Raw genomic sequence first — 22,147 nt, 5'->3', positions numbered from 1 at the left:
GAAGATGCCCATAATGCTTCCTGGAAGGTGGTGGTTCTACTGGAAAGCGTTCAATTTCCAATTCCCGCCAGTATGAGCTGCAATATCTGTTGCTAGGAGTATTTGCCTGGGTAAGTCAGATAGTTAATCACAGCGCGGATGCCAAAAATATCCATAACACATTCCTGAGCCGAAATTCTTTCCTTTTTCCGATGCACATTACCTTCCAGAAATACCACACGATCGGTGACACGTACGGTTATTTTTTTGCTGTCGACAAAAATATTCGCCTCTAAGGCACCCATGACCATTTCCAGTAGATTTTTATCTGTGGCTATTCTGTCAGCCTTTGAATCGAAGTCTGGTTCCCAAGATGTGCCGTTTTCTTCATTTTTTTTCATGTTAACAGGCAAAACAAGGTGTTGGGAAAAGTGAAAGGTGGTCCAAAGGCATGGGCTAAGGGCAAGACCGTGATTCACATCCACATGTTTTTACGAGGAATTGTTGGTTCCACTTATCATAATAAGCGTTAGGCGCCTGGATGATTTTGGGAGGTAGTGCGGTTTTCCCGTTTTCATTTGGCATTCGCATCTGAGACGACCGATGGCCGTGGATCGTCTACAAAATAATGATAATAACACGCATAAGGCCTTACACAATAACTGGCAGATGTTGTATATGTTACATATTTACAGACTTTCGCGTCTTTTCGGTTTGAGTTTCTTGCGGGCCTGGTGTCAGTTGATCGGAATATCAAACTGCCGACAAAGACCTTTGTGGTAAATGTTGGTTCATCATTATTGGTACCAAAAGTGCCGAAGAGAGAGAAGTGTAGCTATCTGGATGGAGAATGCGGTGTCTTTAATCATCGGATTCCTTGCCGGATAGACTATCGATAGGTTATTACCTTGTACAGGTGAAGCAAGTGTTAATCATTTACCTACTAGTCATTTTTTTTCGGAATAGATTGTCCTCGAATTCTGAATTGTAATGATCAACCACTACGAATTCTCCGCTTATGGTGCCGCTTGGCTTAGGTGAGAAGCGAATTACTCCTGTCCCGAATGATTTTGGGCTAAAATCGTCTAAGGGGGTGTTGATCCTTTGTCCTATGTAACTGAAATATTGCAAATAGATATTTCTTCCTTAGGTACGAGATCTAGCCCTTCATTGGTCTTCGAATTCAAAAATATGACTACTTAGCAAGGAAATTGTTTTGATTTATTGTTTAAGTACAGGATTTAAAAGTGACTTGTGTAAGTATCCCGCAAATCTGAAATCATTGCCTGGATGTAGTCAGGAAGGACAAAAAAGGTTCAGCCGCAACATGGGGAACATGTAAACAGCCCCTGGCAGGTTGACCTGCTGCATTGGAAAACCTCGGATTTGAATGTATTTGATACTGTGGCGACCACAAAAACAGGCTGCCAGTCCCCAAGGATGAATCGGTTCTAAATTCGGCTCGACGAACGGCTCGGTGTCCGTTACTTTTTAAGCCTGGATTCTTCAAGGTCTAAATTTTGTTCTATATCTCGTATCACATCTTCGTCGTATTTGTTTTCATCGCCGAGGGTGTGCAGGCACGCCCTCTGCAGGGCTACAAGTTCAATCATGATCTTCTTTTTTAGGTCTCTGGCAGAGTGGCCTCCATCCTGTGCCGGGTCGGCAAGGGCGATTGTCCTTTGAAGTTGTTCCACAATGCGTTTGACCGATCCATTGCTCCAGATTTCAGAGTGGTAATGTTGTTTCATGTATTCGGCAGACCGTTGCGCGAGGTGCAATCGTATCATTTCGATCTGCTGTTGAACGGATAGCTTCTCCTCGTCTTCCCGCACGTTTAAGAGCCGCAGTACTAAGGGAAGGGTCAATCCCTGAAAAACGAGCGTGACCAGTATGACGATGAAAGTAATGAACAGAATCAGGTTGCGATGAGGAAAAACGCTGCCCTCCTGGGTGGTCAGCGGGATCGTCAGCGCTGCCGCAAGCGATACCACGCCACGCATACCGGCCCATCCCATCACAAAAGTGAGTCTCCATCCCGGGCTATTCTCCCTGTTTCTAACATTGCGGCTCAGCATACGCGGAAGGAAGGTTGCCAGGTATACCAGGACAATCCTGACTATAATGGCGGTAGCACTGATAAGAAGCCCATATCCAATTGCTTCTCTCAACGAGTATGTACCTAGACCGTCAACAATCGTCGGCAGTTCTAGGCCGATCAAAATAAACACAAATGCATTCAGCAGGAAAACCAGCATGAGCCAAATTTCACGGTTTTGAAGCCTTGTCTGATAGTTTAGGAAATGCCTCGCGTGGTAAGAAAGGTAAAGGCCGCCGGTTACCACGGCGAGTACTCCTGACCAATGAAATTTTTCAGCAATGACATACATTAGATATGGCGCTATCAGGATGATTGGGGACGTAATTCGTGAGGACTTTGCCCAATAGCGAAGTATCAGGTATATCAGATGGCCAATAACAAGCCCAACGGCCATTCCCATAAATGCCAGTACTGCAAAATCGACGACTGCCTCTTTGGGTGCGAAATGGCCAGTCAAGACGGTAATAGTGGCAAAGCGGAAGACTGTTAATGACGCAGCATCATTGACCAGGCTCTCGCCTTCCAGGATCGTAATCCCACGCCGGGGCATGCTGAGGCCTCTCAGGACGGAGCTGGTTGCAACCGCGTCGGGCGGGGAAATGATCCCGCCAAGCAGGAAGCCCAAGGCCAGCGTAAAGCCAGGAATGATGGTCACCGATAAATAGGCAATAATCAGGGATGTTGAAAACACAAGTCCGAAACCCATTGAGAAAATAGATTCCTTTCGCGCCCAGAAATCTTTCCATGACGTGGTCCATGCGGCTTCGAAAAGCAGCGGCGGCAGAAATATCAGAAAGACAATGTCCGGATCCAGACTGATGTTGGGCACAGCCGGAATCAGTGAAATAACCAAGCCCCCCAGAACCAGTAGGATCGGATAAGACACCTTCAATCTTTCGCTCCAAAGATAAAGTAAGGCTATAAAGAAGAACAGGATAAGTACCAGCAGCAGATTTTGATGTACCATGTTTAAAAGTACATATACATTTCTGAAGATGGGTTGCAGGCAGCCATAAAATGGCAAGAAATCGAAGCATACCAGCTATCACCCGTGATATATGTAAATGTAAATATGGCGGATGTAAGGATCTTAGGTTACTAAAACATTTTCTTCACCGGATGATCCGAAATAAGATTTTGCAATTTTTTCATAAACCGGCCGGGCCATTCCGCTTATGTGACAATTTTCTAAGTTTTGGGATTAGCACGGCAAATCCAGAATTCAGGTGCTCTGGCTTGTCAAAAAAACAGTGATATGGCCTCCGTGTTCGGTAATCAAACTTTTGGTGAAGTTGGCAAATCAATGACAGTCGTTTTATTAACTATTTGTTGGCAGGCGTGCTGCTTTGGCCAAAAGCCCGGGAATGTGCTGGAAAGGGATTCGACCACCCAGGCCGATACCAGTAAAATGCTCGATCTGATCGATGTTGGCAAGCGATTACTGCACATCAGACCACGAAAGCCCAGCGGCACGGGTGAGCGCAAAATCTATTTCACTTTCCTGCCATTTTCTACACAAGTCCCCGGGGGAGGCACAGCGCTGATCACTTCTACCACGGCCGGGTTTTATCTGGGAGACAGAAAAAATACCCACATGTCAAAATTGACATTTACACCATACTGGAACTTCAAAAGTCGTTTTGGTCTTCCAATCCGCTCCTACATCTGGTTGAGTAAAAACAGGTGGGTGATCAGCGGTGATACCCGATTTTTGATCTACCCGCAGTATACCTGGGGGCTTGGGCGTCAGCACAAGGATCATGAAAAGCTTCTGGTCAATTATTCATACCTGCGGTTTTATCAACAGGCTTTCAAGCGTTTCTTTCGAGGCGCTTTTGCAGGAATGGGCTACCATCTGGATTACCGGCTAAATGTGCGGACGGCTGTTGACAGCCCTTCCTTGCGGGATTATACCGGCTATGCCTACGGTACATCTGCTTCTTCAAACAATTATTCATCGGGGCTGAGCCTGAATGTGCTTTTCGATACGCGCAGTAATTCCCTTAATCCCTGGGATGGGCATTATGCAAGCATTCAATACCGCATCAATCCTTCCTTTTTAGGCAATCAGTACACCTGGGAATCGCTGTACGTTGATGTGCGAAAGTACATCCGCTTTGGCGGGGGGGCACCAAAACAGAATATGCTCGCTGTCTGGGGGTATTTCTGGACAGTGCTTGACAAAGAAGTGCCGTATCTTGACCTTCCCAGCATCGGTTGGGAAGATTACAACAGGTCCGGCAGGGGCTTTGACCAGAACCGTTACCGAGGCCGGAATTTGCTGTACCTTGAGGCCGAATATCGGAGGGACATTACACAGAATGGATTTCTCGGCTTTGTGGTTTTTGCCAACACCAATTCTGTCAGCGGACCAAAAAGCAGTTTTTTAATCAGCTGGAACCCAGCAGTCGGGGCTGGAATACGCATAAAAATGAACAAACGATCTGCCACGAACATTGCGCTGAATTACGGCAGGAGCGTGCATCATTCAACAATTAACCTGACACTTGGAGAGGTATTTTGATCTGACTGGCTGATCGTTACGACACCTGCGGAGTTTGCCGGTTTATCGCGGCGAGGCAACAGGTTTTGAGTTATCGACCTTCGGCAGTCATGTGTGATATATATAAATGTTGTTGAGGCGGGTGTAAGGTCTTTCATCGTATATGGGTGAACTTTGGCATATCAATATCAAGCTCTCTGCTATGAACGATTCAGATTCTTTAACCGATCGCGATGGAATCGCTGACTATGCCCTCACGCTGGTTCATGAAATTCGTAATCCGCTTACAAATATTGATTTGTCACTGCAAATGCTCTCTGACCAGATACAGGATAATGACCTGCGGGTCTATCTTGGAATTATCAGAAGAAGCTCGGACCGGATCGGAAAGATCTTGAAGGATCTTGTAAACCATCAAAAAGTCGATCACGGCTTCCACTGCGACCAGTCCTTACATGCCATATTGGATGAAGTAATCTTGCTCGCCAGTGACCGAATTGCTCTCAAAAACGTCAAGGTGACACGGGATTATGTTTCGGAAGACTGTATTGTGATTGTGAACTTTCAAAAAATAACAATTGCGCTGACAAACATCGTTGTCAACGCCATCGAGGCCATGGACCCGACGCAAGGGGAGTTGAAGTTGGTTATCAGGTCGACGGACGCCGCACACCAGATCCGCATTGAAGACAATGGTTGCGGGATCAATGATGTCGGCATGAAAAATCTGTTTAAAAGAGGGTTTTCGGATAAACCAGGTGGAATAGGCATCGGCCTGTACTCAACGTTGAAAATCCTGAAATCCAACAATGTGGATATCGAGGTGCAATCTAAGGCAGGCTCCGGCACATGCTTCACACTGACGTTCAGCAAGAACCGAAATCCATAAAAATCGACCTGAAGACAGCCATAAACTCGGCAGAATAAGCTATATTGTAACAGGTTAGCTCTGAATTTATTGCCAGTGGAGTTATTGAGCTTATTCTATTATGATATTGTATATCAAATACATGGTCAGCCTGCGTTGCAAAATGATGGTGCAACAAGAACTGAAAAAACTAGGCCTGCATTACGTGGTCGTTGACCTGGGAAGTGTTGAGATCCTTGAAGATATCACAGCTGAGCAGCACGAAGCGCTTAAAACGAATCTGCTCAAGTCGGGCCTGGAGCTACTGGACGACAAGCGTAGCATCCTGATTGAGAAAATCAAAAATGTCATTGTGGAGATGATCCACTACCAGGATGAGCTTCCTAAAACCAATTATTCGGATTACATCGCTGCAAAACTGGGGTATGACTACACTTACCTTTCCAACATCTTTTCCGAGGTGAAAGGGATCAATATCCAACAATTTATCATCCATCACAAGATAGAAAAGGTCAAAGAGCTGCTGCTTTACGAGGATTTGAACCTGACAGAAATCTCCTATAAGCTGCACTATAGCAGCGTAGCGCACCTGTCTAACCAGTTTAAAAAAGTGACAGGCCTTTCCCCTACCTATTATAAAAAACTTAGGCAAAAGCGGGAAAGCAACCTGGAAAATATATAAGGGCAGTTGATGGCCATGGCAAGGTGTCGATTTCATTCGCGGTAATCAGTGATCAATGTAACTTTTAAGATCTGTTGTGTAACAGTTCGGCACCTGCGCATGTCGACCTTTGTACAGGTTGATTCAAACATAAAATCCCCTAGGGGCTCAACAATGAACAAGTTATGTATTACATTCATACTGTGCGTAGTATCGGCTACATCGTTTGCGCAAACATTTGGTTTCGGGCCAAAGGCCGGAGTGAACCTGAGTAATTATCAGGGTGGCAATATCCAGGCCGAAGCGAAGGTGGGTTACCATTTTGGCGGTATGTTGAATTTTGGCTTTGGAAGCGTGTTTTCTATCCAGCCTGAGGTGCTTTTTTCCACGCTAGGGGCCAAGGTCGAGCGTAGCGGTAATAAAGCAGACTTCAAGATCAATTATCTGAAGTGCCAATCATGCTGAAATTCAAAACCCGAAGTGGTTTTTATCTGGAAGCAGGGCCTTAGGCAGGATTCCGGTTATCGGAAAATGTCCCGGACCAGACTATTGATCATTTTGCTAAAATAACTTGGATATTTCGCTGGGTGCGGGTTTGGGCTATCAATCTAAAATAGGGCTTGGGGTAGGGTTTCGTTACGTAGCAGGTCTCTCAAAAGTGGGCGACTTCTCTTCCGAGGAAATTAATCCTGACTTCAAAAACAGCGTCATTCAGGGCAGCTTATTCTGGGTGATTCCCATCGTCAAAGAATAGTATGCTTTGCGTACGCGTTACGGGCACGAATGAAAGACTTCATGGATGTGATCAGGAAAACATAGCGTATATGAATACGGACAATGAGGAGTTAGCCAAAGCAAAAGCCCACATTATTGTGGAGATCATCGAGTATGTACCTAACGCGGTACTTAGCAGGACTATCATCAAAAAAACGACCGGTAATGTCACCGTGTCGGCTTTCGATGCCGGAGAGGAAATCGCCGAGAAGTCTTCCGCCTTTGATACCTACATTCAGATTATCGACGGCTCAGCTGAAATTATCATAGATGGCAAAAAGCACCAACTTGCCAGAGGTCAGGGGATTATCATTCCTGCACATCAAAGAAATTCCTTTTGCGCCAAAGAACCTTTCAAAATGATTTCGACGGTTATAAAGAGTGGCTACGAATGATCCGGACATATTCTTAAATAAACTCGCTATGATGAAAATGGAGAAAGTATCCCCTGGGCTGGTGCTGGCCACAACCTTAGGGTTTGCGCTGGCAGCCTGCTTTGCGTCCGGCATTATATTTCGTATACGTAGCAGCGTTAGAAAAAGAGTAGAACGCAGAGATGGCACGCTGGATGAGATCAACCGCAGGGTGACCAGGTTCAAGGGTGAAGTCAATAGAATCCTAGCAACTCTTCCCTTAAAGACACATGGGCATAAAAGTAAGCTCCACTTCCAGGAAACGAGAGCAAAAGCAATTACTGCATTCTCCGGTCCAGAAGCGATCTTATCCAGTGAACCGGTCGTCTGACAAGTGTGATGTTTACGCTGAAAGATTTTCGGCGAGTTGTATCACAGATAATTTTTGGAGTCAGGACAGTTATTAGGCCTTCATCTGCTCGGGCTGACCGTTAGCACCGCGGTGCCCGGGGTGGAACAAGAACTGATTCTACAAAATTCCTGCAAAATTGATTAAAGATCACAATTAAAATAAAGAACGTATGAAAACCGGAAAAGCATTTTGGGGATGGGTAACAATGGCTTCAATTTTTGTGGCTTTGGGAACTATGTTTCTGCCGAAAGGTAAATCCTACAAAGCAAGACGAATAATTGACAAAGCGAAAAAGCTCTTGGGGATGCAGGACCCGCTGCTGACAAACCCGGATGAGCAGAAAACAACGACCTTCCAGGGTAGGCCATAAACAGGATTGAGGTCACCGCAAATGATGGCCTAATCATCCTTTCTGGCACTGGGGATAGCTATGGTAAGAAATCAGAAGCGGAAGCCAGGCATGTGAAAGGCGTTAAAATGGAGACTGATCAGACAAGCGTTAAACCAGCCGCGGAAATGGTCATTCGGGATGACGCTGATCTGGGCGCGGCAGGCCCGGAAAGCGCCCGGTGTCAAGATCATTTGCAACAAGTTAATTGTAGAGAACTATTCCGCTGGCTCAAAAACAAGGTAGACTGTTCCTAGCGGGAAAGCCATTCATTTTAAACGAGAAACAATCATGAAAACCAACAAGATCATATTTTGCCTGGGCTTAGTCTTGCTCGCTTTTCCCTTAACCGCGCAAGTGGTCTCGAAAGACTCTCTTTCATACCTGAGAGAGCAGAAGCAAATGCTCGAAATAAGCAAAAGGTTAAACGAAAGTAAGATGCAGCTGGCCAAACTTGAAAATGAGCGAGAAGAAAAAATGATGGAAGTATCGCAAACATCCGAGAATGCACAGAAATCGGCAGACGCTAATAAGCGGGCGGCAGATAAACTCAGCGATGAGTCTCAGGACCGCAAGTTAGCTCGCAGGGCGAGCAACAGCGCTGGTTCCGCCAAATCGGACGCGAAGAAGGCGCGGAAGGCTGGTTATAGCCTGGAAAAACTCGATAAAGACATTAACTCACTGAGAACCAGTATTCAGCAGGATGAGAAAAAAATCGCTGAAATGCAGCCTGGTATGCAATCCGCACCGATGTATTGAAATGGTATTGGTACAACTTTTATCGACTAAAAAATGAACGAGCCAATCACAGATAACAAGTATTTTGACGGACAATGCGTCTATTCCAATGAGAATCCTGGTCAAAAGCTGATTATCAGACGTTACTATAAGAGAATCTATTATTGCCGGACGGTAGATGGTTCAGAAAAGGAATACGCCTTTTTTGAAAGGGAAATTTCGCCCGATTATGAAAGTGGCAAACAGCTGTATTGCCACTTTCCGAGGGAGGACATTGAATTGTGAGTTGTAATAGTCCGCACTTTAATCAGGTTGTGGGGTTCACGTTGCTAGTCAGCAGCGAAATAAATGCTGAAATTACTTCCTTCACCCGGGGCGCTTTCAACCACCAGGCTACCTCCGGATGCATCGATAATCCGTTTCGTGAGGTAAAGCCCCACACCGTTCCCTTCTATGTCGTGTCTGAGTCTTCCGTAAAGGGCGAAGATATGGTCCAGTTCCGGTGTGGGGATCCCGATACCGTTATCTTTTATGGAAAGTATTACTTGACGGTCGATCTTTTTGGTACTGATGTGAATAGCGGGATGCGAGCCCTCATTGAATTTCAAACTGTTAGAGATAAGGTTGAAGACGATACTTCGCAGGTTTTTCTTCGAAAAGGAAATGTCTTTCTCTTGCAGATCGACAGTTATTTGTGTGTGGGACTGTTTGATCCTGGGCTCTAACGGCCACAATACGCTTTGGATTATTTCATTGATGTCGACCTTTTCCCGTGATTTCAAATCATGTTCAACCTTGGCAACGGTGCCAATATCTTCCACCAGTGCGCGAAATCTTTTTAACGACGCGTCAATAACGTCCATAACTTCCGCCAGCTGGGCATCACGCACACCTATTTCGCTCATCAACGCGATACTACCCTCAATATGGGCAAGTGGTGCCAGCAGATCATGAGAGGCCAGGTGGACAAAATTGTCGAGCTCTTCGTTTAATTCAATCAACTTTTTGTTTTCAATATCCAACTTGTTGTTTTCTGACCGCATTTCTTGATTGTCATGACGCATCCGCCCGTTCGCGAGGCGTAACACGGCATTTGCAGACCTTAAATCGTTTAGTGATACATCCGATTGCTGGCGGACTGCGGATAGGTCTGTTTTTAATTCATTGAGCTCTTTTTTAAGGTCGGATATCTGTTTTTTGTGGCTCTTTGCAGTGTTTAAATCAATGTCAAGTTTTTTAGTCTGCGAGACGCTCTGCGCATTATCCGCCTTAAAAAAGCGAAGGCTGCTTCCATTGTTTGAAAAAGTCGTGGTGCCGGAGAGGAATTCGCTGGATAACGCCAGCATTTCTGATGAGGTAACTTTAAGAAAAGACAGGTAGTCCGCCAATGAATAAAAGTGCTGATCCAAAGCCCTTTTTCGCGTTTTATGGGACAAGATGTCAAACTTGTAACCCGAAAAATCAAACGCAGTGTTCTCGCGTATCACATTCAGAATCGTCTCCATTGTTACCTTTTCATTCTGATCCAGCAGAATTCTACGACTTTGCATCACATGATTTTCTATGATTTTTGCCATCAGGCGGGGTTCAGCAACGAAATCAACGCAGGAGGAGACCTCTGAATAGTCTGTTTCTTGTTCTCGTGCAATGACGATTCCTCCGGCGTCACGAATCGCCCGGATACCGCCAAGCACATCTCCATCCATCTCACAAAGGATGACCCCGATGGCTTTTTCGCCCTGATCAGCAGCCAGGGAATTGAAAAAACGGTCGATGTTTCGATGTAATCCCTGTTCAGGCGTTTTTGGCGTGATTTGCAACCTTCCTTTCAGGATAGTCATTTCACTATTAGAGGGAATAATGTAGATATGGTCTGCCTCCACAAGTATCCCGTTTTGCGCCTCACGAATAGCCAGATCAACATGCCTGGCTAGAATTTCGGCCAGTTTTGTTTGAAAAGCAATAGACAAATGCGGGATGACGATATAGGAAACTCCGGCAAGCGGCTTTTGATCAAAGAAAGAGGCTATTTCGTCGATACCGGAATCGGAACCACCGATGGAGATGATATGATGATGTGCGTTCATAGTGGAAGTGTCAAGTATGGTTCGTCTTTATCCAAAGCTGTGAATTTTAGTATTCTTATGGCATCAGCCGGCCGATGGTTTGGTTTTGCAGCGCATGGAAGTGGCACAAGGGCTGGTTGTCTCCGTTACTGGTGCTGAAATTGGCTAACGTGGTGTGCAGTTTGATGAAATGTGCTTATTGATTGACGCCATAGCCGCGGTTATTGGGAACATAAAATGGGGTGATTGCTGCGATTCGCAGATATTCTTTGTTGCAGGCGCTGCCGGAAAGGCAGGAACGAGAGGCATGGATCCAAGTTAAACAATTCCCTCATTAAAACAGGGTATTCCAAACTTTTTTAATGCGGCGACATGGGAACGTAGCGCCATCATAAAAGTTTGATGCTCCATGTAGTTCAGTCCAAATTCCCGGGCCGTTTTTTTGACGATAGGGGCGATCCCGGGATAATGAATGTGGCATATCTTGGGGAAAAGGTGGTGCTCAATCTGAAAATTCAATCCGCCTATATACCAGCTTAGCCATTTATTTCGCGGGGAGAAATTGACGGTCGTCTCCATTTGATGCACCGCCCAATCTTTTTCTATAATACCCTCCGGATTAGGCAACGGGTATTGAGTGCCTTCCACCGAATGTGCAAGCTGAAAGATCACAGTCAGTATCACGCCTGCTGAGAAATGCATAAGCAAAAAGCCAGTCAGAATAAAGTCGAAACGAATATGAAAAACCAGCGTGGGCAGCGCGAAGAATGTACCGAAATAAACCAATTTGATGATGATCATCGAGGCAAGCATTTGCAGGTTTTTGGGCTTTGTCTGGCGGTTAAGTCCGGATTTAATGAAATGAGCATATTGGACAAAGTCTTTCACCAACACCCAATACAAAGTCAGTATCCCATAAAAGAAGAAGGCATATATCCATTGGAACCTGTGAAAGGAAGTTACAGTTTCATGCGGAGATAATTTGATAACGCCCCGGTTCTTGATGTCCTCGTCCAGGTTCGCGACATTAGTGTAGGTGTGGTGCAAGACATTATGTTGCCATTTCCAATTGGACACCCCCGCGCCGGCAAGGCAAATCGTGAAGCCCAGCCATTTATTCACGGTCGGATTTTTGGAGAATGCGCCATGGTTAGCATCATGCATCACATTCATACCTATTCCCGATATGGCGGCGCCCATCACCAGCCAAAGGCACATGCTGATCCAGAAACCGGGTGCGACCAATAGTATTACTAAAAATGGCAAGACATAGGAAGATAGCAAGACGATCGTTTTCAGGACCATCGTGTGATTGGCATATCTGGTTTTTCGTCTCTCCGAAAAATATTGCTCAACTCTTTTTTTTAGCGTTGGGAAGAAAAGGCTTTTGTCGACAGCAATAAATCTTATTTTTTTCTCTGCGGTCATGATCTTCCAGTTTAAGTCCGTGTTTTAAAAAGACTTTGGAAGAGACAGAGATATTAAATCTGCTCTGGCAGGGCCGTTTGATATAAAACGCTGAAAATCAGTATTTATTTTAGGGGATTCTCCAAGAAATTGTAAGGCATTATCAACAAATTTCTATAAATCAAAAATGTTATTGATAAGCTGCTGTTAGGGTGATTGCTATGCTAATTGCAGCTACCTTTATACATGAATATCCACCTGGCATTTCGCCGCCCGACGGTTGCAATTTTTGATACCCACCCGGCAATGCGCATGGGCTTGGCTATTCTTCTGAGAGATAATTTCACGGAAGCCGAAATTATTGAATCGAACGATATGCTGGATTATCGTCAAGATGCAGGGCGGCCGGAGCCCGATGTGATTATCTATGTGTCACATGCGGATTTTGAAGAGGAGGGTTATCCATTAATTTCGGACATCAGACAGAAATGTCCTGGTTCGCGGGTGATCGTGTATGGGTCTGAAATGCAACCTGAGGTAATTATCGACTTTTTCAGGAAAGGGGTTAACGGCTATTTATCTAAATATGCGGATATCTCGGAAATGCTGATATGCATCAAGTCCGTTATCGATGGAAAGCGCTATTTGAGCGGCGAGTATATGGCTTTTTTATTCGAATACCTTCTTGCGAGCCATACCCCACAAAGGAGATCGGATCTGCTCACGCGAAGACAGAAGGAGGTTGCCGACTACCTTGTTCAAGGAATGTCGACATCTTCCATTGCCGAAAAGACGGGCCTTCATCTTTCTACTATCAGCACATTCAAGGCCGCCATTTTTGCGAAACTAGGCATCGATAATGTGTTCGCTCTTAAGGAAATTCTCGGAATGAACGAAAACTAAATAGGTATGAAACTCGCGCAACAAATAGCGAATAAAGTTTACCCAATCATGGAAGGAAACAGGCACCTTAGTTCGGAGAGGCTGAATCTGGCATTGATGCAGGAATTAGAAGCACTGACTGATAAGCCGATTGATCTTCTCAGGAAATTACTGGAATGCAACGTTCCCAATACAAGCAACAAGCATATTTTCGACGAAGTCAGGCGTTATCTGGATACCGTAGGCTAAGACCGGTTCGTGGTAATCAAACCCATTCTGCTGGATGTGGCAGTAACCGAAGAGCATTAGTTTTTTGACTTACCATTGAGTGGACTGGATTTTGTGCAAAAGCTTGGGAATGGGTATTTTACAGATGACGATGAGGACATGCAGTAGGCAGGACCGGGTAGAACGCCCTCTAAGGTTTATGTCACAAGTTTTTCGAAGATTCGATTTCAAATTTATAACTCATTGCAGCTAAGTATGGCTCAGTCAGTCCCTCTACGGGCGCCAGCTCCTCGGGACCGCGGCCAATCGTAAGCGGGATCTGGCCTTCACTGGATGAATAAGCCTGAGGTCATGGCCCAAACCCACTTGCCAGTCCTAGTTGTCGCAGCATCTGAACCATGAGCGGTGCAGAATCGCGGCAGGAACCAGCCCGCGTCCCCAGGATAATCTCACACGTTTGCATGCCTTGCTCTAATCTATGCACGTGCCGGATATAATTACAAACATGCATTTTAGCTTCACCAGAAGAGAAAGGGGGGCGTCATGGAACTTTTCGGTGCAGCCAACGAATGCGGTGAGCACAGAGCTCCTGTCGACGATTTGCAAATATGGTATTAACGCATTTTTAACGATCGAAGAATACAAAAATGATGGGCGTTGAGACTCACCGTCGGACTAACGCATCGAAGGGGACAAACTGTTCAGTCTGATGTTCAGGGTAACCTCTACCGACATAAAATCTGTTTTGTCGCCGAAATCAGCCCGCGCCATTTTGTTGCTGTAAACGTCGTGCTGTCAGTATAGGCGATTGGCAGGCCGCAGTACAAAACTGTACTCTTCTATGATCGCATGGTATCGTGGAGAATACGGTGCAACAGACCACCCCATTCCATGGTAGTTACAAAAAATCAAAATTATTGGATTTTTTGTAACTGCCTGGTTGAAGGAAAATTGGGTGGTCAATCAGGACCGAAATGACCTGGTCAGCCCAAATTGAAATGGAGTGTCACTGGCACCGTAATTGCCGCCTTTCACAATGTTATTAACAATGAAAAACCGGAGTTATAATATCTACAACAATGAAGTGCGATGGGTGGGAGGCTCCGAGGGCATATCGTTTCGATCCCATAAGGAGGTTAGGGTGGGGAGTTTTGAATTAAATTTCACGTTAGATCGGCGACTGTCTACGTGAAAAAGAAAAGCAGCATTCCGGGGTAAAGAGACATTATGGAATCGGCCAAAAGGCGATTCGGATCAAAACCCGGATGTACTTCATCAATACTTTCAGATCAGGTATTGATGTTCAGAATCAGACTGCACTTGCAAGATCTGCCATTACCCAGCAAGGTCTCGAAAGAGCCGCTGCTGCAAGGCCAACACTTCGGTCAAGTGTATAATCCGAAGTTTTCTAGCGCCTCCTAGGGACAGTGAATCGAAATCAGCAGCTTGTCGGTTAGCCAGCGCGGCCCTGTCTCGTTCATATTTACTCAATATGTCGAGTTTTTGGACGTCAGTTTTCATTGGGCTTCCTGGTTAAGTTATTAATGATAGCAGCAATAATCATTCCACACTTTAACAGCGTCGAGGCCATTTATTTGCTTATCGAAGCGTAAAGTCGATGTGCGGTCAACGGCAATATGAATGTAGCAAAAAAGCCGAGTAAATAGATCGAAATTTTCTACGGCCTCATCGAGTAAGAGCATTTCTGAGATTCCCGGAAACTTGTCGCAAGATCGATGGTACTTATAACATCATCCAAAGACCTATTATGTCATACAATTTGCGCTTGAAAAGTCAGTCTAATCTTCCAGTTTAATAGTCTGTATCAGCGTCAAAAGTCTGGTCAAGTGTTCGATTGACATCCCTCCATCTCCACTCTGATAAAAATCAAATACTTCAAAAGGCCCGTAAGTCAATGATTCACGGGCCTTTTGTTTCATGCCTGATATCTCAAAATATTCATTTTCCAACAAAAGCAAAGGGGCGAATTCGGGGTCAATTCGCATTTCGTCCTTTTTGTTGGAAAATACGGTGACACTGACCACTTCGTTCCGTGGCGGATTGACCACTAGTTACGACTCGCTTGATCTCTTGTAACTTGCTGATAAAAGACAAAATAGGGTGGTCAATTGAGGCCGAAATGACCTGGTCAACCTAATTTGAAATCAGGTGGTCAATTTCGCCGTTATTTCCATTAAAGTGTAATGTTCGCAAAACGCCGGTTGCTAACTGCTGCGTATATGCCACCATACATGGTTCGAGCGATTAGCATTCAATAATCGATATAGCATTTTTTGTTAAATGAAAAGGGCCGAACAAAATTGGATCCGACGGCGTTTGGAGGAGCTAGACGTTCTTGAATAGGATCAGAAGGCAGTTAAGCCTTTTGGGGTGAGAAGTTCCAGGACGCGATATCTATGATAATAAGGTTGCCGTGGAAAGGGATTTTAGCTGGTTTTTCCAGGCATGGTTAATTTAGCGCGATTATCTATCCAAAGGAATGTCAAGTTTTTTGATCAAAAAACTTGACATTTTGATTCCGATCTAATACATTGGTAGTATGGCTAATCTATCTAAGACTATACAGCAACAGATTCAGGGCATACCGGAAGACACCAGCTTCGGGTATGGAGAGCTAACCATACCTGCACAACAGTACCCATCAGCAGCGAAGGTGCTTGAACGATTGCAACAGAAAGGCCTGATTAGAAAACTGTCCAAAGGTATCTTCTATAAACCGAAAACGACGGTCTTTGGTGAAAAGCGTCCTGGTGAGGAGCAGGTGCTTAAACCCTATTTGTACCGTGAGGGGCAAAGGATCGCCTACATCACGGGAACTTACCTTTATAACCAAATGGGACTGACAACCCAGGTTCCAGCTGTTATCCAGATAGCCAGCCGCGAACGGCGGATTTTTGTCAACCGGGGCACTGTACATGCGACGGCAGTCAAAAGTTATGTGGACGTCACCGAAGACAATTACCAACTGCTTGGGCTGCTGGATGCATTAAAGGATTTGAAAGATATTCCCGATGTCTATATGCAAGCGGCCATCGGCATTATAATAGACCAAATCCAGCAGTTAACCGAAAGCAAGCTGAAAGAAATTGTTGGATACGCATTGAAATACCCGCCGCGTGTCCGCGCTCTACTTGGAGCGGTTCTGTCGTCGATAGGAAAAGGCGCTATCGCAAAGGCCTTAAAGGAAAGCCTCAATCCTTTGACCGTTTTCAAATTAGGAATTAACGATAAATTGTTGCCTTCGGCTGCGGAATGGAACATTCAATGAGACTGCATGAAAATAAGGAACTGTTTCGTGATGCGGTAACCTTTACGGCTCAGCAGAAAGGCCTACCTGAGATTTATATTGAAAAAGATTACTGGGTCACATTCGCGCTCCGGCGTATCTTCGAAGGGCCTTCTGCGGAATATACGGTTTTCAAAGGTGGCACAGCGCTTTCCAAGTGTTTTACCTATATCAACAGGTTCAGTGAGGATATCGACCTAATTGTTGTCAAGGATGCCGGTATATCTGCCAACCGTTTAAAGGACCGCCTGAAACAAATCAGCAATGTTGTTTCCGAGCTTATCCCCGAGATAGAAGCACCTGGTATTACCAACAAGAAGGGAATGATCCGTAAAACGGTGCATTCATATTCCAAAGTTTTTGACGGAAATTTTGGGCAGGTGCGGGATGCGATCATCTTGGAAACGAGCTGGCTCGGATCCTCGAATCCTGCATCCAAGGGACAAGTTGCTTCATTTATCTATGAGATGATGGTGTCGCGCGGACAGGCCGATTTAGCGGCAGAGTACGGGCTCCTACCTTTTGACGTATCGGTACTAGCGCCAAAACGAACTTTGTGTGAAAAGATTATGAGCCTTGTCCGCTTCTCATACACTGAAAACCCGGTAAGGGATTTGCGTAGCAAAATCCGGCATGTTTATGACCTTCACCAAATGCTGGCCCAGGATGACCTTTCCGGATTTTTCAATTCGCCAGATTTTGAGCAAATGCTACATAAGGTCGCGCGAGACGATCAACAAAGTTTCCGAAACAACAGCGACTGGCTTTACATCCATCCTTCGCAGGCCTTGGTCTTCTCGGATCTGGATCGGATTTGGCCGGACCTTGTCGCAGCCTACAATGGGGCGTTTCGAGCTTTGGTTTTCGGGCAGCTGCCGCCCGATCATCTGGTCAGGCAGTCGATGAAGCGTATCAGCGACCGTGTTGCACAGGTCGCGTGGCAAATTAACAGGCATGAGGGTTAAGGTTGATTTAACTGCCATGACTGGAATTCGTCGAGATGAATTACTTTCAATGAAAGGAGGGCGATGTGGCTACTTTGCTTTCGCCTCTGGCTCTTTTTGCTACTTTTATCGACGAGCAAACGACCCAACGCGTCGAAAATCCAATTGTCATTAGGACTACGATATCGGACTCGGATAGGACTTCCACTTAGCAGCAGCTCCGGTTAGAATCGAACAGTCAGATCCGGTTCGCGGCGGAGCGAGGGATTTGAACGACTGATTTAACGGACTGAAAGTCAGCAAGACCTATATCTTCTACAAATCCCTTCCATGATGCACGGAAAACTCAAAATTCTAATGGATTTATGTAGCATAATACTGATTGTTAGTAACTTGAAGATATTGGATATTGGCTTGTTACATGGAGATTAGGCAGCGGATGCTAGACAGGCTGCTATTTCAAACTTTGGCAAGCCTCTTCAATCTGGTCTGATATGCTTGGAGATAATTTCTTTTAGAACGATCATTCAAAAATGAGGCATTGACCAAGCGTTCGACCTTTTCTGAATTTGAAAGCATCGTGTCGAAGATGGATTTAACCGATTTTATATTTAAGCCTGCTTCCTCCCCAAGTGTATGGAATCGTCTGGCAATATTCCCCTTTGATAGTTGAGGGGGTAAGAGCCCATCTTCCAGCGCGAAGTCAGAATCATTTACATGAAGTCGGCTGTTAAGAAGATCGTACGCAGGACTGAGCCTAAAATCACCCATGCCGGTTTCAATTATCGAAAAGTTCTTAAAATGGGCGTCGCCATTTGAAAATAGATAATTGAACATGATTAGTTGAAATAGTTTGGGTGATTCTAATCCATAGATTGGAAGATATTTCTTCATTACGTTGAAGAGGTCCAGATAGTTACCCATATACTTGTAATGTTCCCCGTGGGTCTGAGGACTTCTGTTGGCCAAAGCCGCGAAATCCTCTACCGCCTTCTTTTTATTTCCATCATGTACATCAAAGCGCTTGGTCAGATATGCGGGTTTACCGTTTTCAAAGAAAATAAGTGCATTGTCTGCCGTTTCAATGCCATAAACCTGGCGGGCTATTTGCATCGTCAAATGTTCATTGGCTGGCATTTGATCTGGATTACTACCAATGGTGGGTATCGGTTTAAGGATGTGCGTTCCCTGCTCGCCCTCTCCAACCAATCTCAACTTACTCTTGACCTGAATTATGGAAAATTTTTCTTGGACGCCGGAAATTGACACTCGCCTTTGGCTCTGCAAGAACGCCATGTTAGCAAGGCCCCCGGAAGCTGGCGAGTCATACGGTAATACATGTGATACTTTCGCCCCATTGAACATTCTTTTCAGGCATAGTCTGCTGTAAGTATCATAGCCTTCGGCTAATGTACCCGGACAGTATTTGATAATAGGTATACTCATGCCGAGTCGTTTGTCCGTTTGACTGTGACAGCTCCAATTGCGTCGTACTGCGCAACGTTCAGTAAAAGCCCAAAATAGTCGTCCTCGTCAATTTTTAGGGACCTGCAGATAACATGCTTGTTAACGCCCTCCGGCAACATATTAGCAAAGAAAGGAAAAAGAGTTTTGGCGTTATACACCTTGACTGATTTCGGCAAAGTGAGGCTAACAGGAGGTTTCTGGCTGTTTGCCATCCAGGTATCTTCGTAGGTGAAGCTAAACGAACCATCGTTATGCTGGATTAGCTTGCCAGCAACTTCGCCTTTGTACATAATTTCCGCCTCCCTCATAGCTATTGATCCATCGATTTGATTTGCAGAACAAGCTGCATTCCCAGTACATCGGCAACTTTCTCTAATGTGATGATGGTAGGATTTCCCTTTCCACTTTCCAGCTGTTTCAATGTTCTCAATCCAACACCTGACATGTCGGCGAGCGTTTCCTGGGTTATATCAAGAAGTTTTCTTCGTTCCTTCAGTATGCTACCAAGATGCATTGCCCTTCCCGTTTGTAAAACCTATTATTCAAATATACGTTAAAACGTGCATTAAAGCGCTCTTTTCGATGTTAAAAATTGTTATTGACTGATAAAGGATAGTGAAAGTGCACTATGTCGCACTTTTGAAAAAATACTTGCTAGCCTTTCTGGGCGGGTTTTACCAGAGGTGGGAAATTGAAATAGAAGAATATTCGCATTCTATAACTGACGCTACTTTTCGAAGAAATCGTCATGCAATACATTTCAAATTGATCCATCTGTGTTCATAAAATTTCCGAATGAAGCGGGCCAGACTCTGTTTGCAATTCGCGAACAGAAAACTCAACTATAAGACATCTTGCATAAAATGATCTAGTGATTGAGTGCGACAACTTGACATCATCAGTTATCGCACTCAATCTCTTAATCAATAATCTGCAAAAACATGACCTTCATATTCGCTGTATCCATCTAAAAACAAGTCTCTTGCGAAGGCTTCGTAGTCAAAATACCGCTCGAGCGACTGGGGCACGCCTGAGAGCAGGCCAGTCTCTTCTATATACTGGTAAGCGTATTCGAGCGTCGCATCTTTCATCGAGCCGCCAAAGAATCCGCGGTAGCTTTCCCAGAAACTTTCAAGTTGGTCTTCCAGCTCATAGCGATTGTTTGGCCAATAGTTGATCTGTTTGCAATAAATCTCGAATGCTTCGGCAGTCTCATGGTCCATTTCACCGATGGCCTCGAAATATGTAAATGCCTCTTTATGTAGGCTGCATTCTGATATCAAAAAATCCGGGATGTTCTCCCAATCTTGGAACATCAGCTCTGGATCCAGTTCATTTCGATGAAATTCGTAGCAATCTTGCAGGAATTCTTTGAGATCAGCGAAGTCCGTCAGGTCAAACCACTTACCAAACAGCGACCCATTGTTGTACTGGCTGTAGGTTCCAACATAGATTTTAGGAGTACTTTCAAGATTTCTCATGAATGAAAGGCATTTAAGTTGCTTAGGCCCCGGCTCTGTGCTCAGGGCAATCGCTGCCTATCGATCAAAGAAAAAATGACGGGGCTTGTCCCTTGGTCGCAAGCCTATCCGGCGGTTTAGGGTGCGGCTGGCTGCCGAGCGATCAGCTAAAAAGCCGGATAACGGAGTGCAGGCTTGCAACCGTCATTTTTTGCTTTGTAACTTTCGTTTGCACTGATCACGATCTTGCTGATGTCCTTCGGGTGGCCAGCGACTTAGCCCCGTCTCCAGCTTTGACCATATGTAAGCTATATGTTTGCAGCAGTCCCAATATGGATTTGTAGGAGCGACTGAAAGTGCCAAGTCGATTTGCAATTTATGACCCGAACACAATCCGATTATTGTAACGTCTTTTCAGGTAAGAAGTCCCTGGGAGAGAGATTGAAATACTGGGCCAACTTATCAATGTGTTTGAGATTGTATTTAGCCCGATGATTGGTGCTTTCCGCATTACTGATGAATGCTTTTGTAGTTCCAAGAATACTGGCAATATCCTCTTGAAGCAAATTATTAGTCACACGTAGTTCCCTGACGTAGTCGATTACGTACTGTTCTATTCTGCCAATGTTGTCTTGGTCCTTCATGCTTGGGACTAAGTACGGGAAGCGTAAAAATTTTCAGTACACACATGTGTGTCTTTTGGTAACTTTCGATATATTTGTTTTAACAATCGTTCGCATAACGTGTGCAGATGAATGATTGTCGGCACTCATAGAGCTGCTATTTTCTTTTGTTGCCCAAGTTATCGTAAATGCTATGGCACTTCATGAACTCTCCAAGACGTCCGCACGCAACGAGCAATACCTGCTGCTTTTCCGCAACGGTAATGAGCGAGCACTTGATTATTTTTACAAACGCACCTATGACAGCCTGCTCTACATTGGTAGAGGTTTGGTCAATGACGAGTTCCTGGTAAGCTGCATCCTGCACGAATGTTACCTGAAAGTCTGGGCACACCGAGATCAGATTGAAAGCCTGCCCCATGCATACCGGTTTATCCGTCTCAATCTCCGTTGGCAACTCTTGAAGCAGGTTCAAAAGCCCTCATACCAGATATACCGGAAAATGACTGAAATAGACCATCTCGAACCTTTCCTGGGCGAAAAGCCAGATCTGGATAGCTACTTCGTGGACGGCACCGAAGGAAAGAGATTGGAAGAAATCTCGAAGGCGATCTCATTTCTGCCCAAACAGCGTCAGTTGATAGCAAGCCTTCATTTTAAGGATGGACACAGCGCACGAGAGGTAGCAAAAAGAATAGGAGCGAATACGCTACATGTGACCAGCGAAATCCAAAAGGCTGTAGAGGAGCTTAAAAAAATGGTAGTGCCCCGCGCGCCTGTGCCTATAAGGCAAGCGAAGCAGCCGTACCCTTACGATCATATTCTGAGTAGCGAGCAGGCTGAGGTGTTCGAGCTCAGGCAAGATCAGAAGAAGTCTTTTGCGGACATCGCGTCCATATTAGGCTATCCGCAAACCCAGGTACAGCAGCACTATATCAAAGCATATCAGCTTGTTAAAAATCATTGGAAGCAAAATGGGCGTTAGG

At 45.1% G+C, this 22,147-nt stretch carries 23 protein-coding genes; 14 read left to right on the top strand and 9 right to left on the bottom strand.

Going from position 1 to position 22,147, the window contains the following annotated elements:
- Positions 1-92 precede the first annotated feature (92 nt).
- Together J2Y43_RS01645 and J2Y43_RS01640 are read right to left on the bottom strand one after the other, a co-directional pair.
- Positions 93-380, bottom strand: coding sequence for a BON domain-containing protein (locus tag J2Y43_RS01645; protein ID WP_309981542.1), 288 nt, complete (start codon positions 378-380; stop codon positions 93-95).
- 1,083 nt (positions 381-1,463) lie between these two features.
- On the bottom strand, positions 1,464-3,047 hold the full coding sequence (locus tag J2Y43_RS01640; RefSeq protein WP_309981543.1) for a Na+/H+ antiporter: 1,584 nt from the start codon (positions 3,045-3,047) through the stop codon (positions 1,464-1,466).
- A 399-nt stretch (positions 3,048-3,446) separates the two neighbouring features.
- On the opposite strand from J2Y43_RS01640, the gene J2Y43_RS01635 reads away from it, so the two are divergent.
- From J2Y43_RS01635 to J2Y43_RS01595, 9 genes are all read left to right on the top strand, one after another.
- Positions 3,447-4,604, top strand: a complete 1,158-nt coding sequence (locus J2Y43_RS01635) for a hypothetical protein (protein WP_310226375.1) — start codon at positions 3,447-3,449, stop codon at positions 4,602-4,604.
- 181 nt (positions 4,605-4,785) lie between these two features.
- Positions 4,786-5,472: a HAMP domain-containing sensor histidine kinase gene (locus tag J2Y43_RS01630; protein ID WP_309981545.1), complete on the top strand. Its 687-nt coding sequence runs from the start codon at positions 4,786-4,788 to the stop codon at positions 5,470-5,472.
- Between the two features lie 142 nt (positions 5,473-5,614).
- On the top strand, positions 5,615-6,133 hold the full coding sequence (locus J2Y43_RS01625; protein ID WP_309981546.1) for an AraC family transcriptional regulator: 519 nt from the start codon (positions 5,615-5,617) through the stop codon (positions 6,131-6,133).
- Positions 6,134-6,286: 153 nt separating this feature from the next.
- Positions 6,287-6,577: an outer membrane beta-barrel protein gene (locus tag J2Y43_RS01620; RefSeq protein ID WP_309981547.1), complete on the top strand. Its 291-nt coding sequence runs from the start codon at positions 6,287-6,289 to the stop codon at positions 6,575-6,577.
- A 106-nt stretch (positions 6,578-6,683) separates the two neighbouring features.
- Positions 6,684-6,866 carry a hypothetical protein gene (locus tag J2Y43_RS01615; protein ID WP_309981548.1) on the top strand — a complete coding sequence of 61 codons (183 nt, stop codon included), beginning with the start codon at positions 6,684-6,686 and terminating at the stop codon, positions 6,864-6,866.
- 70 nt (positions 6,867-6,936) lie between these two features.
- Positions 6,937-7,281 carry a cupin domain-containing protein gene (locus tag J2Y43_RS01610; protein WP_309981549.1) on the top strand — a complete coding sequence of 115 codons (345 nt, stop codon included), beginning with the start codon at positions 6,937-6,939 and terminating at the stop codon, positions 7,279-7,281.
- Between the two features lie 28 nt (positions 7,282-7,309).
- Complete coding sequence (locus J2Y43_RS01605) at positions 7,310-7,630, top strand: hypothetical protein (RefSeq protein WP_309981550.1); 321 nt, start codon at positions 7,310-7,312, stop codon at positions 7,628-7,630.
- A 190-nt stretch (positions 7,631-7,820) separates the two neighbouring features.
- Complete coding sequence (locus J2Y43_RS01600) at positions 7,821-8,021, top strand: hypothetical protein (protein ID WP_309981551.1); 201 nt, start codon at positions 7,821-7,823, stop codon at positions 8,019-8,021.
- Positions 8,022-8,330: 309 nt separating this feature from the next.
- Positions 8,331-8,798 carry a hypothetical protein gene (locus J2Y43_RS01595; protein WP_309981552.1) on the top strand — a complete coding sequence of 156 codons (468 nt, stop codon included), beginning with the start codon at positions 8,331-8,333 and terminating at the stop codon, positions 8,796-8,798.
- 308 nt (positions 8,799-9,106) lie between these two features.
- On the opposite strand, the gene J2Y43_RS01590 is transcribed toward J2Y43_RS01595, so the two are convergent.
- Together J2Y43_RS01590 and J2Y43_RS01585 are read right to left on the bottom strand one after the other, a co-directional pair.
- A complete protein-coding gene (locus J2Y43_RS01590; RefSeq protein ID WP_309981553.1) occupies positions 9,107-10,864 on the bottom strand; it encodes a chemotaxis protein CheB in 1,758 nt (585 codons plus the stop codon).
- A 297-nt stretch (positions 10,865-11,161) separates the two neighbouring features.
- Positions 11,162-12,271: an acyl-CoA desaturase gene (locus J2Y43_RS01585; protein ID WP_309981554.1), complete on the bottom strand. Its 1,110-nt coding sequence runs from the start codon at positions 12,269-12,271 to the stop codon at positions 11,162-11,164.
- 225 nt (positions 12,272-12,496) lie between these two features.
- Between J2Y43_RS01585 and J2Y43_RS01580 the strand changes: the two genes are divergently transcribed.
- The 4 genes from J2Y43_RS01580 (at position 12,497) to J2Y43_RS01565 (ending at position 17,632) form a co-directional block, all read left to right on the top strand.
- Positions 12,497-13,153, top strand: a complete 657-nt coding sequence (locus J2Y43_RS01580; RefSeq protein ID WP_309981555.1) for a response regulator transcription factor — start codon at positions 12,497-12,499, stop codon at positions 13,151-13,153.
- Between the two features lie 48 nt (positions 13,154-13,201).
- Positions 13,202-13,381 (top strand): hypothetical protein, encoded by a 180-nt coding sequence (locus tag J2Y43_RS01575; protein WP_310226374.1) that lies wholly within the window; start codon positions 13,202-13,204, stop codon positions 13,379-13,381.
- Positions 13,382-15,920: 2,539 nt separating this feature from the next.
- Positions 15,921-16,649, top strand: coding sequence for a DUF6088 family protein (locus J2Y43_RS01570; protein WP_309981557.1), 729 nt, complete (start codon positions 15,921-15,923; stop codon positions 16,647-16,649).
- On the top strand, positions 16,646-17,632 hold the full coding sequence (locus tag J2Y43_RS01565) for a nucleotidyl transferase AbiEii/AbiGii toxin family protein (RefSeq protein WP_309981558.1): 987 nt from the start codon (positions 16,646-16,648) through the stop codon (positions 17,630-17,632). The genes J2Y43_RS01570 and J2Y43_RS01565 overlap by 4 nt, the downstream gene beginning before the upstream one ends.
- Positions 17,633-18,070: 438 nt before the next feature.
- Here the strand turns inward: J2Y43_RS01565 and J2Y43_RS01560 are convergent, their stop codons facing one another.
- From J2Y43_RS01560 to J2Y43_RS33510, 5 genes are all read right to left on the bottom strand, one after another.
- A complete protein-coding gene (locus tag J2Y43_RS01560; RefSeq protein WP_309981559.1) occupies positions 18,071-19,057 on the bottom strand; it encodes a HipA domain-containing protein in 987 nt (328 codons plus the stop codon).
- On the bottom strand, positions 19,054-19,386 hold the full coding sequence (locus J2Y43_RS01555; protein WP_309981560.1) for a HipA N-terminal domain-containing protein: 333 nt from the start codon (positions 19,384-19,386) through the stop codon (positions 19,054-19,056). The genes J2Y43_RS01560 and J2Y43_RS01555 overlap by 4 nt, the downstream gene beginning before the upstream one ends.
- A 2-nt stretch (positions 19,387-19,388) precedes the next feature.
- Positions 19,389-19,592: a helix-turn-helix transcriptional regulator gene (locus J2Y43_RS01550; RefSeq protein WP_090373383.1), complete on the bottom strand. Its 204-nt coding sequence runs from the start codon at positions 19,590-19,592 to the stop codon at positions 19,389-19,391.
- A gap of 409 nt (positions 19,593-20,001) precedes the next feature.
- Entirely contained in the window at positions 20,002-20,559 is a 558-nt protein-coding gene (locus J2Y43_RS01545; protein ID WP_090373382.1) for an antirestriction protein ArdA, read from the bottom strand.
- 377 nt (positions 20,560-20,936) lie between these two features.
- Positions 20,937-21,182, bottom strand: a complete 246-nt coding sequence (locus J2Y43_RS33510) for a helix-turn-helix domain-containing protein (protein WP_090373381.1) — start codon at positions 21,180-21,182, stop codon at positions 20,937-20,939.
- Positions 21,183-21,354: 172 nt separating this feature from the next.
- On the opposite strand from J2Y43_RS33510, the gene J2Y43_RS01540 reads away from it, so the two are divergent.
- A complete protein-coding gene (locus J2Y43_RS01540) occupies positions 21,355-22,146 on the top strand; it encodes a sigma-70 family RNA polymerase sigma factor (RefSeq protein ID WP_309981561.1) in 792 nt (263 codons plus the stop codon).
- Position 22,147 lies beyond the last annotated feature (1 nt).

The organism is Dyadobacter sp. BE31 (genome assembly GCF_031457695.1).
Taxonomy (GTDB): domain Bacteria; phylum Bacteroidota; class Bacteroidia; order Cytophagales; family Spirosomataceae; genus Dyadobacter.
The sequence above is the reverse complement of the archived record's forward strand: the minus strand, read 5'-3'. Positions and strand labels throughout refer to the sequence as shown.